The 12,423-nt window shown below is 60.8% G+C and carries 11 protein-coding genes and 1 tRNA gene; 6 read left to right on the forward strand and 6 right to left on the reverse strand.

The features are described 5' to 3' along the window. Positions 1–19: 19 nt before the first annotated feature. The 3 genes from VVT58_RS03925 to VVT58_RS03935 form a co-directional block, all read right to left on the reverse strand. Positions 20–1,045 carry a FecR domain-containing protein gene (locus tag VVT58_RS03925; protein ID WP_327754090.1) on the reverse strand — a complete coding sequence of 342 codons (1,026 nt, stop codon included), beginning with the start codon at positions 1,043–1,045 and terminating at the stop codon, positions 20–22. Then, positions 963–1,568, reverse strand: a complete 606-nt coding sequence (locus tag VVT58_RS03930) for an RNA polymerase sigma factor (RefSeq protein WP_066558136.1) — start codon at positions 1,566–1,568, stop codon at positions 963–965. The genes VVT58_RS03925 and VVT58_RS03930 overlap by 83 nt, the downstream gene beginning before the upstream one ends. 148 nt (positions 1,569–1,716) lie before the next feature. Next, positions 1,717–1,908, reverse strand: coding sequence for a hypothetical protein (locus tag VVT58_RS03935; protein WP_087574715.1), 192 nt, complete (start codon positions 1,906–1,908; stop codon positions 1,717–1,719). 141 nt (positions 1,909–2,049) lie between these two features. Here VVT58_RS03935 and VVT58_RS03940 point away from each other — a divergent pair. The 6 genes from VVT58_RS03940 to VVT58_RS03965 all read left to right on the forward strand — a co-directional run bounded on the left by VVT58_RS03940 (position 2,050) and on the right by VVT58_RS03965 (position 10,019). Beyond that, positions 2,050–2,134 (forward strand) — tRNA-Leu (locus VVT58_RS03940). Positions 2,135–2,204: 70 nt separating this feature from the next. Continuing rightward, the gene (tig, locus tag VVT58_RS03945) at positions 2,205–3,809 is read left to right on the forward strand and encodes a trigger factor (RefSeq protein WP_327754089.1); all 1,605 of its coding nucleotides are present in this window, start codon (positions 2,205–2,207) and stop codon (positions 3,807–3,809) included. Positions 3,810–3,953: 144 nt separating this feature from the next. Then, a complete protein-coding gene (locus VVT58_RS03950; protein WP_327754088.1) occupies positions 3,954–4,931 on the forward strand; it encodes a glycosyltransferase family 2 protein in 978 nt (325 codons plus the stop codon). Between the two features lie 113 nt (positions 4,932–5,044). Continuing rightward, on the forward strand, positions 5,045–5,680 hold the full coding sequence (gene clpP / locus VVT58_RS03955; RefSeq protein ID WP_066558118.1) for an ATP-dependent Clp endopeptidase proteolytic subunit ClpP: 636 nt from the start codon (positions 5,045–5,047) through the stop codon (positions 5,678–5,680). A gap of 133 nt (positions 5,681–5,813) precedes the next feature. Then, positions 5,814–7,082, forward strand: a complete 1,269-nt coding sequence (gene clpX / locus VVT58_RS03960) for an ATP-dependent Clp protease ATP-binding subunit ClpX (RefSeq protein ID WP_066558115.1) — start codon at positions 5,814–5,816, stop codon at positions 7,080–7,082. 360 nt (positions 7,083–7,442) lie between these two features. Beyond that, complete coding sequence (locus VVT58_RS03965; protein ID WP_327754087.1) at positions 7,443–10,019, forward strand: TonB-dependent receptor domain-containing protein; 2,577 nt, start codon at positions 7,443–7,445, stop codon at positions 10,017–10,019. Positions 10,020–10,073: 54 nt separating this feature from the next. On the opposite strand, the gene mtgA is transcribed toward VVT58_RS03965, so the two are convergent. From mtgA to rpoH, 3 genes are all read right to left on the reverse strand, one after another. Then, a complete protein-coding gene (gene mtgA, locus VVT58_RS03970) occupies positions 10,074–10,772 on the reverse strand; it encodes a monofunctional biosynthetic peptidoglycan transglycosylase (RefSeq protein WP_327754086.1) in 699 nt (232 codons plus the stop codon). A 178-nt stretch (positions 10,773–10,950) separates the two neighbouring features. Beyond that, positions 10,951–11,361: an aldehyde-activating protein gene (locus tag VVT58_RS03975; protein ID WP_327754085.1), complete on the reverse strand. Its 411-nt coding sequence runs from the start codon at positions 11,359–11,361 to the stop codon at positions 10,951–10,953. Between the two features lie 123 nt (positions 11,362–11,484). Beyond that, the gene (gene rpoH / locus VVT58_RS03980) at positions 11,485–12,399 is read right to left on the reverse strand and encodes an RNA polymerase sigma factor RpoH (RefSeq protein ID WP_066561794.1); all 915 of its coding nucleotides are present in this window, start codon (positions 12,397–12,399) and stop codon (positions 11,485–11,487) included. Between the last annotated feature and the right edge of the window lie 24 nt (positions 12,400–12,423).

Genomic DNA, 12,423 nt, shown 5'->3' on the forward strand with positions numbered 1-12,423 from the left:
GGAAAGATCCTCCGCAATCTTATTCGCCGGCTGCGTTATCCGCCGGTTCCAGTTCATCCTGATAGAGCAGCATGACCGAGCCGTCCTGCCCGCCCACCACCCGGATCGGCAGGCTGAGTTGCAAGGCGGATAGGAATTCCTTGCTGTCGGTGATGCGGAAGCGGCCGCCGATGCGGAGCGAGGAGACCCGGGTATCCCCGATCAGGATGGGCGCCGCGCGGTAGCGGTTGAACTCGCTGGCCGCCTGTTCGATCGTTTCGCCGTCCAGTTCGACCATCTGCTCGCGCCAGGCGGTGCGCTGTCCGATCAGGCGCGAGTCGAGATGGGTGAGCGAAACGCTGCGCGGCTGGATAACGGCGCCGCTGCCCGCGCTGACCCGCTGGGCCAGCTTGTTGCCCGAATGGACCGTGACAATTCCCTGCGTGACCGTCAGTTCGACCATCGAGGGGCGCAGGCGCACGTTGAACGCGGTGCCGACAGCGCGGATGACGGCTGAACGGGCCTCCACGTCGAAGGGGCGCGAGCGGTCGTGCGCGACATCGAACGAGGCTTCGCCCTTGAGAATGCGGACTTTGCGGCCATGATCGGTGAAGCGGACCTCTGCGGCGCTGTCGCTATTGAGGTGCAGGGTGGAGCCGTCATTGAGCGCGATGTCGCTGATCTGGCCGATCCGGGTTTCGTAATGATCCACGCCGCTGAAGGTGCGGACGGTGACGATCGCGGCGACGATGAACAGCATCACCGCGACGGCGGCGGCGATCATGATGTTGCGCGACAGGCGGCGCTGCTGCTCCTCGCTTACTATGGCTTCCAGCGGGGGCAGGTTGACCTCGGCGGCGGCGCTCTTCAGGCGCTCGGCGGCTTCCCAAGCAGCTTCGGCCCGGGCGAACGCCACGGCATGGCGGGGGTCAGATTCGATCCAGCGGCAGAATTCGGCTTCGTCCTGCGCGCTGGGGTCGCAATTAAGCCTTGCCAGCAGGCGCGCGGCTTCCGCCTCGATCTTGTCCCTGCTTTCGTAGCCCGAATCTGGTCCCGACGCCCGCACGTTCGAAATCCGTTTCCTCACGTTCCGCCCAGGCCCGCATAACTATTGCGATCGCTTTGGCCAGATGTTTTTCAACAGTAGAAACGGATAGAGACATCTCCTCCGCTATTTCCAGCATCGATTTTTCGTGGATACGGCGAAGAATGAAGACCCGGCGGCATTGTGTCGGCAGCGAATCGACGATTGCTTCGACCTGGCGCAAGGCTTCGCGGGCGTGGAGCTGCGCTTCCACATTATTTTCGCCTTGCAGCAATTCCAGGTCGGCAATGGTTTCGAAACTGACCACCTTGTTGCGGCGGGCCGTGTCGATCACCAGATTGCGGGCGATCGTGAAGAGATACGCCCGGCCCGTGGTCACATTTTCCCAATTTTCAGTGGCATAGGCGCGGGCGAGAACCTCCGCGACCATGTCTTCCAGTTCCTGATTGGCAGGAAGTATCCGCCTGAGCCGCCCCCGGAGAGCAGCTTCCTGTGGCAGGATCACTGTCTTGAACCATTCCAGCTTAGCGCGAACCCTGTGCACGTTGACCCCCTTGATGTCAGCCGCGCCTCTCCCGATTTCATCTGTTTGTCATAGTTCAATCATGGATGCAGGAGCCTGTCCAGCGATTGCCGGCGCATTATTTCCCGTTTCTGTGGAAAACTGACTCTCTGTTGCCAAAATGCGTCGATCAGCCCGGCGGGATTTCCGGCGGGGCGCGATCGGGCTGATCGAAATCCGGTCCTTCGGGTATGATTTCCGGCGGCTCGCCGGCGGGCGTCTCTTCGGGCGTGGCGGGCGCGGGCGTTTCCGGCGGCGATTGCGGCTCGATGATGTCCGGTGGGGGGATACCGTCGGGGGCGGGATCGGGTTGGGTAGCCATGGCTGTTTCTCCTTGATATGGGCTACGCGCAGGCTGGCGCGGGGTTCCCTTGGGAGTTATCCACCAGTTATCCACAGGCTTGGCCTCTGGGCCTTGCTTCGAGAGACTCTTTTCTCTATGCCGCGCCGACCGGCGACCGATGCGGGCGTGGCGAAATTGGTAGACGCGCCAGATTTAGGTTCTGGTATCGCAAGATGTGGGGGTTCGAGTCCCTTCGCCCGCACCAGTGCGCCAGGACGTGGAGCAGCGCCAAGCGCCAACGAAATTCAGCTTTAAGAAAGCGTTTGAGAGAAGAGATGCAGACTGTCGAGACGTTGAACGAGGGCCTGAAGCGCGCCTACACCGTGACCATCACGTCGAAGGACATCGACGCCCGTGTGGAAAAGGAAGTCGCCGCGATCGCGCCGCAGGTACGGATGCCGGGCTTCCGTCCTGGCAAGGTGCCCGCCAATCTCGTCAAGAAGATGCATGGCGAATCGCTGCAACGCGACGCGCTGAACAGCTCGATCCAGGACAGCATTCAAAAGCTGATCGCGGACAACAAGCTGCGTCCCGCGATGCAGCCCTCCGTCGAGCTGGATGAAACTTTCGAATTCGGCAAGGATGCGGAGATCAAGGTGGCGCTGGAAGTGCTGCCCGAAATCGCCGCGCCGAGCGTCGAAGGGTTGAAGCTGGAACGCCTGACCGTCGAAGTCGCTGACGAGCAGGTTGACGAAGCCGCGGGCCGCATCGCGACCCAGCAGGGCGCGCTGGAAGAGCATGCCGCTTCGCACAAGGCGAAGGACGGCGACACGCTGACCATCGATTTCGTCGGCAAGATCGACGGCGAAGCCTTTGAAGGCGGTTCGGCCGAAGACGTGAAGCTGAAGATCGGTTCGGGCCAGTTCATACCGGGCTTCGAAGAGCAGCTTGCCGGCGTCAAGAAGGGCGATGAGAAGACCATCACCGTCACCTTCCCGGAAGATTATGGCGCCGCCCACCTCGCCGGCAAGGCCGCAACCTTCGACATCACCGTCAAGTCGATCCTGAACGCCGACAAGCCCAAGCTGGACGATGATTTCGCCAAGTCGCTGGGCCTGGAAGGTCTGGACAAGCTCAAGGAGCTGCTGAAGGGCCAGATCGAGCAGGAACATAACGGCCTGACCCGCACGCATATGAAGCGCAAGCTGCTCGACCAGCTCGCCGCTTCGCACGATTTCGACGTGCCGCCGAGCATGGTGGAAGCCGAATTCAACCAGATCTGGGCGCAGCTTCAGCATGAAGCCGGCCATGAGGAAGATCCGGAAGCGGCGCTGGCCGAGATGGAAGCGGAGAAGGAAGATTATCGCGGCATCGCGGTGCGCCGCGTCCGCCTGGGCCTGCTGCTCTCGGAAATCGGCCAGGCGAACGGCGTCGTCGTCAACGATCAGGAAATGAACCGCCTGATCATGCAGGCTGCGCAGCAGTACAGCCCGCAGGACCGCGAGCGTTTCGTGCAATATGTCCGTCAGGATCCGATGGCTGCGGCTCAGCTCCGCGCCCCGCTTTATGAGGACAAGGTCGTCGACTTCCTGTTCGAAAAGGCCGAAATCAGCGAACGCGCCGTCAGCCGTGAAGAGCTGGAAGCCGCGATCGAAGCCGAAGACGGCGATCTGAAGCCGCACGTTCATGGTCCGGACTGTGGTCATGACCATGATCATGACGAAAAGCCCAAGGCGAAGAAGGCTGCTCCGAAGAAGAAGGCCGCTGAAGCTGAAGGGGCTCCGGCTGCTGAGGTGGCCGAAGAGGCTCCGGCCAAGAAGGCTGCGGCGAAGAAGGCTCCCGCCAAGCAGGACGATGCCGTGGCTGAGGAAGCTCCTGCCGATGACAAGCCCAAGGCCAAGAAGGCTCCGGCCAAGAAGGCTGCCGCCAAGGCTGAATAAGGCCGCTTCGGTCTGAATGGATAAGCGCCCGGCTTCGCAAGGAAGTGCGGGCGCTTTTCATTTCTGCCGCGACATGGCAGATGAAATTTTAATCAAGCCCGTTCATGTCGACAGGGACGGGGCGGTAATAAGGTTTGCGTGTCGATGAAGGAATTTCCGGCAGTGGAAAGCGGGGAGGCGGTCGCAAGCCCACGGATCGCGGTCATCCTTCCCTGCTATAATGAGGCTGGCGCGATCGTTCAGACGGTGGAGGATTTTCGCCGCGCGTTGCCGACCGCCGAAATCTATGTCTTCGACAATAACAGCAGCGATGGGAGCCGCGAGCTTGCCGCCGGGGCAGGGGCTATCGTCCGCCGCGTGGCGCAGCAGGGCAAGGGCCATGTCGTCCGCCGCATGTTCGCGGATGTCGATGCGGACATCTATATCATGGCCGACGGCGACGCGACTTATGAAGCCGCCGCCGCGCCGCGGATGGTCGCGGCGATGCTGGAAGACAATCTCGACATGGTCGTCGGTTCCCGCAGGAGCGAGATCGAGGAAGCCTATCGCCGGGGCCATCGCTTTGGCAACTGGGCGCTGACCAGCCTGTTGAAGCAGCTTTTCGGACGCAGCTTCACCGACATTCTTTCGGGCTATCGCGTCTTCTCGCGGCGGTTCGTGAAAAGCTTCCCGGTTCTTTCCGCCGGTTTCGAGATCGAGACGGAAATCAGCGTCCATGCGCTGGAACTCGCTATGCCTGTGGCGGAGGTGGTCACCGCCTATGGGGCGCGGCCGGAAGGATCGGTGAGCAAGCTTTCCACCTATCGCGACGGGTGGCGCATCCTGCGCACGATCATCACGCTTTATCGCATCGAACGGCCGGTCCTCTTCTTCGGGATCATCGCCGCACTGCTGGCCGCGACCGGGCTGATCCTGGCGGCTCCGCTGATCCTCACTTATATGAAGACGGGCCTTGTGCCGCGTTTTCCCACCGCCATATTGGTGACGGGCCTGATGATCCTTGCCACCTTGTCGGGCATGTGCGGCCTCATCCTCGATACCGTCGTGCGCGGCCGGCGGGAGGTGCGGCGACTCGCCTATCTCGCCTTCAAGGCGCCATCCGATTTCGCCCGGCGCGACTGATTTCGCGCGGGGCATTTGCCCGATCTCACCTGCGTTTCACGCGACCCCTTGAACAGTCTGCATTTTGTCCCGATGTAGTGAACGGGCAAAAGCAATCACCCTGAAAGAGCAAAATGACCGAAATCATGTCCGATCCCATGGCCGCTCTGGTCCCCATCGTTATCGAACAGTCCAACCGGGGCGAGCGCAGCTTCGACATTTTTTCGCGCCTTCTGCGCGAACGGATCATCTTCGTCACCGGCCAGGTCGAGGATCATATGGCCTCGCTGATCGTGGCCCAGTTGCTGTTCCTTGAGTCGGAAAATCCGAAGAAGGACATCTGGATGTACATCAACTCGCCCGGCGGCGTTGTGACGTCCGGCATGGCGATCCACGACACGATGAAATATATCCGCCCGCAGGTGGGCACCGTCTGCATCGGCCAGGCCGCCTCGATGGGCAGCTTCCTGCTCGCCGCCGGTGAGCCGGGCAAGCGCATCGCGCTTTCCAACGCCCGCATCATGGTCCACCAGCCCTCGGGCGGCGCGCAGGGCATGGCGTCGGATATCGAGATCCAGGCCAAGGAAATCCTGCGAATCCGCAGCCGCCTGAATAATCTCTACGTGGAATATACCGGCCGTTCGCTGGAGGAAGTGGAACGGGCGATGGACCGTGACACCTTCCTGGAAGCAGAGGAAGCCAAGGCGTTCGGTCTGGTCGACGAAGTGTTTGACCGCCGTCCGGCCGCGGCGGACACGAGCGAAGGCTAAACCCATGTTTACCGCCCGCGCCCTTTTCTCCCCTTGTGAAACGGGCGCGTCGCGGTCTAGGATGATCCTAGGACCAGAATATCCCTCATCGTAAGGCGGCTGTTCGCCTTAAAGAGGGAAGAGAGATTGGCGAATGACTAAGCTTACGGGCTCCGATTCTAAAAGCACGCTTTACTGCTCCTTCTGCGGCAAGTCGCAGCATGAGGTGCGTAAGCTGATCGCGGGGCCGACCGTGTTCATCTGCGACGAATGCGTGGAACTGTGCAACGACATCATCCGCGAGGAGACCAAGGGCGGTCTCGTCGGCAAGAAGGATGGCGGCGTGCCGACCCCGCAGGAAATCTGCGATGTGCTGGACGATTATGTGATCGGCCAGAACCGGGCAAAGCGCGTCCTGTCGGTCGCCGTCCACAACCATTACAAGCGCCTCAACCATGGCACCAAGCCGGGCGAGGTGGAACTGGCCAAGTCGAACATCCTGCTGGTCGGGCCTACCGGTTGCGGCAAGACGCTGCTCGCGCAGACGCTGGCCAAGACGTTCGACGTGCCCTTCACCATGGCCGACGCCACCACGCTGACCGAGGCTGGCTATGTCGGTGAGGATGTCGAAAATATCATCCTCAAGCTGCTCCAGGCCTCCGACTATAATGTCGAGAAGGCGCAGCGCGGCATCGTCTATATCGACGAAATCGACAAGATCAGCCGCAAGGCGGAGAACCCTTCCATCACCCGCGACGTGTCGGGGGAGGGCGTTCAGCAGGCGCTGCTCAAGCTGATGGAAGGCACGACGGCTTCGGTTCCGCCCCAGGGTGGCCGCAAGCATCCGCAGCAGGAATTCCTTCAGGTCGACACGACCAACATCCTGTTCATCTGTGGCGGCGCGTTTGCGGGTCTGGAACGGATCATCGGTGACCGTCTGGAAGCCAAGTCGATCGGTTTCGGGGCCCATGTGGCAGCGCCGGAAGAGCGCAAGACCGGCGAACTGCTGCGTCAGAGCGAGCCGGAGGATCTGCTGAAATTCGGCCTGATCCCCGAATTTGTCGGCCGTCTGCCGGTTATCGCGACGCTGGAGGATCTGGATGTGACCGCTCTGGTCAAGATCCTGATCGAACCGAAGAACGCGCTGGTGAAGCAATATCAGAAGCTGTTCGACATGGAGAATGTGGAACTCAGCTTCACCGACGACGCGCTGACCGCGATCGCCAAGAAGGCGATCGAGCGCAAGACCGGCGCGCGCGGGCTTCGCTCGATCCTGGAGGCGATCCTGCTCGACACTATGTTCGACCTGCCTTCGATGGAAGGCGTAGGCGAAGTGGTCGTCGACAAGGATGTGGTCGCGGGCAGCAAGGAACCGATTCGCGTGTTCAGCGAGAAGGACAAGCGGGCCGAAGACGCGGCCTGAATCCATCCTTTGACAGTTTGAAGTTTGGGGTCGGCGGTGCTTCGCCGGCCCCTTTTTTATGCCTGTATCGCAACCGCACAAAAAATCCTGTTGCGTTGCAAAATTGCACCACTGTTAAACAGTGGCATTACAATATAATTAAATTGTTTAATATCAATAATTTATCTGAATTACTTCAAGTCCCTCATGTCCCGCTTGGTCTGGCTGAGGCGGCCCATGACTGATTACTGTTATATTGTCGTAAAACTGTAATCAGAGCATCACAGGGCCGTCGCCATCGGCCGCCACAGGCGGCGCCAGCTCCACAGAGCAAAATAAAGCCGGCGCGACGCGCCAAACTTTAAAAGGGACAATGTTCAAATGAAACAGCTTCTTATGTGCAGCGCCGCGCTCGTCGCCGTGGCTGCACCTATCGCCGCGTTCGCGCAGTCGACGGGTTCGATTGACTTTGAGAATGAGATCATCGTGACGGGCGCGACTACCCCGAAGGGGCTCGCCGGCGTTGAACTGCCCGAAACGAGCAAGGCCCGTGGCGTTCTGAATCAGGAAGTCATTGAGCGCCAGATTCCGGGGCAATCGGTCAACGACATCATCAACCTGTTGCCCGGCGTCAGCTTTCAGAACAACGATCCCTTCGGTTCGGCCGGCGGCACCATGTATATCCGCGGCTTCGACAATACCCGCATTTCGCAGACGTTTGACGGCGTTCCGCTGAACGACTCCGGCGGCTATTCGATCTATTCCAGCCAGCAGCTCGATTCCGAACTGATCGAGCAGGTCAACGTCAATCTCGGCACGACCGATGTGGACAGCCCCACCGCCGCGGCGACGGGTTCGACGGTCAACTACCGCACGCGCAACCCCACCGACGATTTCAGCGTGAAGGTCGTTGGCTCGGCTGGCGATTTCTCCTTCTTCCGCATGTTCGGATCGGTCGATACCGGCGTGTTCACGCCCTGGGGCACCAAGGCTTTCTTCGCAGCCAGCAAGGCGACCAACGACACCATCTTCAATAATCGCGGCGAGATCAACAAGCAGCAATATAATGCCAAGATCTATCAGCCGATCGGTGACAATGGCGATTTCATCTCCATCGCGGCGCATTATAACGAAGCCTATAACAACCGTTTCGGTTCGGTGACGTTCCGCAACGACGGCGTCGGCGCGGTGCCCAGCCGCTTCCCGGAAAATCGCGACGAGCGCGACTATGTGATCCCCTATTGCACCACGCAGATGCCGGCGATCGCAGGCGTTGCGGATGCCGCGACGAGTTGCGGCTCGACCTTCGATGAGCGCGTCAACCCGTCGAAGACCGGCAATATCCGCATCAATTCCCGCTTCACGCTAGCGGACAATCTGATCCTGACGGTCGATCCGAGCTTCCAATATGTGCGTGCCAATGGCGGCGGTACGGCGACGGCGCGTGAAGGGTTCCGCGATATCAATCCGGGCAGCGGCGTGACCAATGCGGTCGGTTATCTCGGCGGCAGCCCCTATTTCGGCTATGACGTCAATGGCGACGGCGATCTGCTGGACTCGATCCGCGTGCTCGCGCCCAGCGAAACCAACACCCGCCGCTATGGCCTGATCGCTTCGCTGCGCTATAATTTCTCCGAGGATCAGTCGGTCCGCATCGCGTACAGCCTTGATTATGCGCGGCATCGCCAGACCGGCGAAACCGAGTTCCTGCGTAATGACGGCCAGCCGCTGCATGCTTTCCCGGAAGAAGGAAATCCACTCAAGGACGCGACGGGTTCGATCCTGCAGAAGCGCGACCGCTTCTCCAAGGCGATCCTCAATCAGCTCGCCGGTGAATATCGCGGCAAGTTCGACGCGCTGACGGTCACGGCGGGCGTACGCGCACCCTTTTTCAAGCGCGACCTCAACAATTATTGCGCGACGTCGAGCGCCACCGGCTTTGTCGAATGCTTCGGCACGAACAGCGCGGGCGCGGCGCAATATGCAGCGCTCAACCCGACCATCCAGGGACCGCAGCGCCGTGTATTCAAATATAACAAGGTTCTGCCGAACATCGGCCTGACCTATGACGTGACCAATGCGTTGGGCGTGTTCGGCAATTATTCGAAGGGCTTGCAGGTTCCGGGCACGGACAATCTGTACAACAGCTTCTTCTTCGCGCCCAACACGGCATCGGCCAAGCCATCGCCCGAAACCACGGACAATTTCGACCTGGGCGTGCGCTACCGCAGCAGCAAGGTTCAGGCGCAGCTATCGCTCTGGTACACCATCTACCAGAACCGCCTGGCGTCGGCCTATGATCCGGAAACGGATCGCACGCTGTACCGGAATCTGGGCCGCGTAGACAAATATGGCATCGACGGCAGCGTATCCTATCGTCCGATCCCGGAACTGGTCTTCTATGCCTTCGGTTCCTATCTGAAGTCGAAGATCAAGGATGACGTGTTGTACGGCGAATGCACTGCGGCCAACGTCTTGGCGGGTGTCGCGGGCTGTGCGGCGGCGGGCGATCCGATCTATGCCCAGACCAGCGGCAAGCGGGAATCGGGCGCGCCGGTCTACACCATCGGCGGTCGCGCGCAGGCGACACTGGGTCCGGTCGAACTGGGCGTGCAGGTGAAGCGGACCGGCCCGCGCTATGTCAACGACCTCAACCGTCCGTTCACCCTGGGCGGCACCATCATCGGTGGCGTGGCCGTCAGCGGCGGCACGCAGGTCATGGATGCCAAGGCTCCGGCTTACACGCTGGTGGATCTGGACGCGCGCCTCAGCCTTGCGCCGCTGGGGATGGGCGACAAGACCTATTTGCAGCTCAACGTCAGCAATGTCTTCGACAAGCTTTATTATGGCGGCTTCGACGGGCGTCTTGATGCTGGCTTCGCCGCGGCCAGCAACCTGCCCTTCGTGCAGATCGGTTCTCCGCGAACCTTCATCGGCTCGGTGGTGTTCGGCTTCTAACCTGCCTTTCTGGTGAGGAAAAAGAGAGGGCGCGGAGCGATCCGCGCCCTTTTCTTATTGCAGGCATTTGTCCAGGCCGTCGCGCTGGACGATGCCGATCCGGGAGGTGATGCTGTTGCCATAGCGGCGGGTGAAGCCGTGCGGATCGATGGCCTCGCGCTTCTTGGGGAGAGGCAGGACGGCGGCGAGGCGGGCCGCTTCGGCGCGAGTCAGGCGTTGGGCGCCATGGTGAAAATAGCGGATCGCGCCGGCCTGCGCGCCATAGGTGCCGATGCCGGTTTCCGCGACGTTGAGATAGACCTCCATGATCCGGCGCTTGCCCCAGATCGCTTCGATGAGGAGGGTGAACCAGGCTTCCAGACCCTTGCGGATGAAGCCGCCGCCCTGGAACAGGAAGACATTCTTCGCCGTCTGCTGGCTGATGGTCGATCCGCCGCGGATGCGGCCGCCGCTGGCGTTGTGGCGCATGGCCTGCGCGATGGCGACGGCGTCGAAGCCGTGATGGCTGCAAAAGCGGCTGTCTTCGGCGGCAATGGCGGCGCGAGCCATGTTCGGGTCCATTTTGTCCAGGCTCATCCAGTCCTTGGTGATGCCATGGGGGTCGAAGATCATCGTCCATGTCACGGGCGGAGGGACGAAACGATAGATCACCACCATCAGCAACGACAGGGCGACGAAACCGCCGAGAAGCTTGAGGGCGATACGCAGCCAGCGCGAACGGCGGTGAGGGGAGGCGGACTTTTTGGCGGTCATAGCGTCGTGGTAACGTGATCGCCGGGCGGTTCAAGCCCTCGCTTTCGGGCAGGCGCGGGTGAGATGATGGCGGAATAGCAATGTGTTAAAGCGTTGGTTTCCGGGGATGGAATATTCCTTGGAGTGGCGCGGAAGCTCTCCTCGCTTACCCCTCCTGTTGCCGGAAGGGGATCAACGGTTATGTTTGCCCGATGATGTGGGGCTCGCGGACATATGCAAATTCTCCTTCGCCCGTCCAGGCGCGTCCATCGGGAAAACGCAGTTCCAGCCCGGCGAGGTCGCGCTCGTCCGCCAACAGCATGTTGACGCCCATCAGCGTGTTCCCGAACTTCGACACGGCGTTGGCGGTCAGGTTGAAATGGGTCGTGGAACCGCAATTCTCGCAGAAGCGGATTTCCGCTGCCGGATCGGCCTTATCCTGTCTGCAATAGCCCTTTGCCGGGCCATCGACGCTGACCTCCGACGGGTGGAAATAGCTCCAGCGGGCACCAGTCTTTCTGCATAATGTGCAGTTGCATTCATTGATATAATCCGGTCGCTTGGCGAGTATGACGCGGATCTGGCCGCAGAGGCAGGAAAGGTTCAGCATTTCAATCGTGTATCAGCTCTGAAGTCCGCGCTCTATCCCTGACCGTTTCAATTCTCATGCTTTGCCCATCACAAAAAAAAGCCCCGGATCGCTCCGGGGCCATTTTTCTCAATGTGGACAGGATCAGGCCGTAGCGAGGCGCGCGATCTTGCCCAGCTTGTCGCCCGCGATCCGCATCATCGCCTTTTGCAGCTTCTCGAAGGCGCGGACCTCGATCTGGCGGACGCGTTCCCGCGACACGCCATAGACCTGGGAGAGTTCCTCCAGCGTCTTGGGCTCTTCGGCCAAGCGGCGTTCGGCCAGGATATGCTTCTCGCGGTCATTCAGGTCGTCCATCGCCTCGACCAGCATATCGTGGCGCAGTTCGCTTTCCTGCCGGTCAGCGACGCGTTCGTCCTGCAACGGATCGGTGTCGGCCAGCCAATCCTGCCACTGGCCCTCGCCATCCTCGCGCATCGGCACGTTGAGCGACGTGTCGCCACCCATCGCCATCCGGCGGTTCATGGAGATGACGTCCTCTTTCGTGACGCCCAGATCGGTTGCGATCTTGGCCACGTCATCGGGATGCAAGTCGCCATCCTCAAAGGCTTCGATATTGTTCTTCATCCGGCGCAGGTTGAAGAACAGCTTCTTCTGCGCTGCGGTGGTGCCCATCTTCACGAGGGACCAGGACCGCAGGATGAATTCCTGGATCGACGCGCGAATCCACCACATGGCGTAAGTCGCCAGGCGGAAACCGCGATCCGGCTCGAACTTCTTCACGCCCTGCATCAGGCCGATATTACCCTCGGAAATCAGCTCGCTGACCGGCAGCCCATAGCCGCGATAGCCCATGGCGATCTTCGCCACCAGGCGCAGATGCGACGTCACGAGCTGCGCAGCGGCCTCTGAGTCCGCATGTTCGGCATAGCGCTTCGCGAGCATATATTCCTGCTCGGGCGTCAGAATCGGAAATTTGCGGATTTCCGACAGATAGCGGTTGAGGCTGGCTTCACCGCCCAGCGCAGGAACCGCGGGGACATTGGTCTTTCCGGCCATGTCGTCACCTTTCCCTTTCATGCG

This window comes from Sphingobium sp. SJ10-10, assembly GCF_036038995.2.
In the GTDB taxonomy this organism is placed as follows: Bacteria; Pseudomonadota; Alphaproteobacteria; order Sphingomonadales; family Sphingomonadaceae; genus Sphingobium.

Excerpts from the sequence above, each read along its gene's own strand:
- VVT58_RS03935 (WP_087574715.1), bottom strand. The coding sequence starts at position 1,908 with ATGGCTACCCAACCCGATCCCGCCCCCGACGGTATCCCCCCACCGGAC.
- tig (WP_327754089.1), top strand. The coding sequence starts at position 2,205 with ATGCAGACTGTCGAGACGTTGAACGAGGGCCTGAAGCGCGCCTACACC.
- VVT58_RS03950 (WP_327754088.1), top strand. The coding sequence starts at position 3,954 with ATGAAGGAATTTCCGGCAGTGGAAAGCGGGGAGGCGGTCGCAAGCCCA.
- clpP (WP_066558118.1), top strand. The coding sequence starts at position 5,045 with ATGACCGAAATCATGTCCGATCCCATGGCCGCTCTGGTCCCCATCGTT.
- clpX (WP_066558115.1), top strand. The coding sequence starts at position 5,814 with ATGACTAAGCTTACGGGCTCCGATTCTAAAAGCACGCTTTACTGCTCC.
- VVT58_RS03965 (WP_327754087.1), top strand. The coding sequence starts at position 7,443 with ATGAAACAGCTTCTTATGTGCAGCGCCGCGCTCGTCGCCGTGGCTGCA.
- mtgA (WP_327754086.1), bottom strand. The coding sequence starts at position 10,772 with ATGACCGCCAAAAAGTCCGCCTCCCCTCACCGCCGTTCGCGCTGGCTG.
- VVT58_RS03975 (WP_327754085.1), bottom strand. The coding sequence starts at position 11,361 with ATGCTGAACCTTTCCTGCCTCTGCGGCCAGATCCGCGTCATACTCGCC.
- rpoH (WP_066561794.1), bottom strand. The coding sequence starts at position 12,399 with ATGGCCGGAAAGACCAATGTCCCCGCGGTTCCTGCGCTGGGCGGTGAA.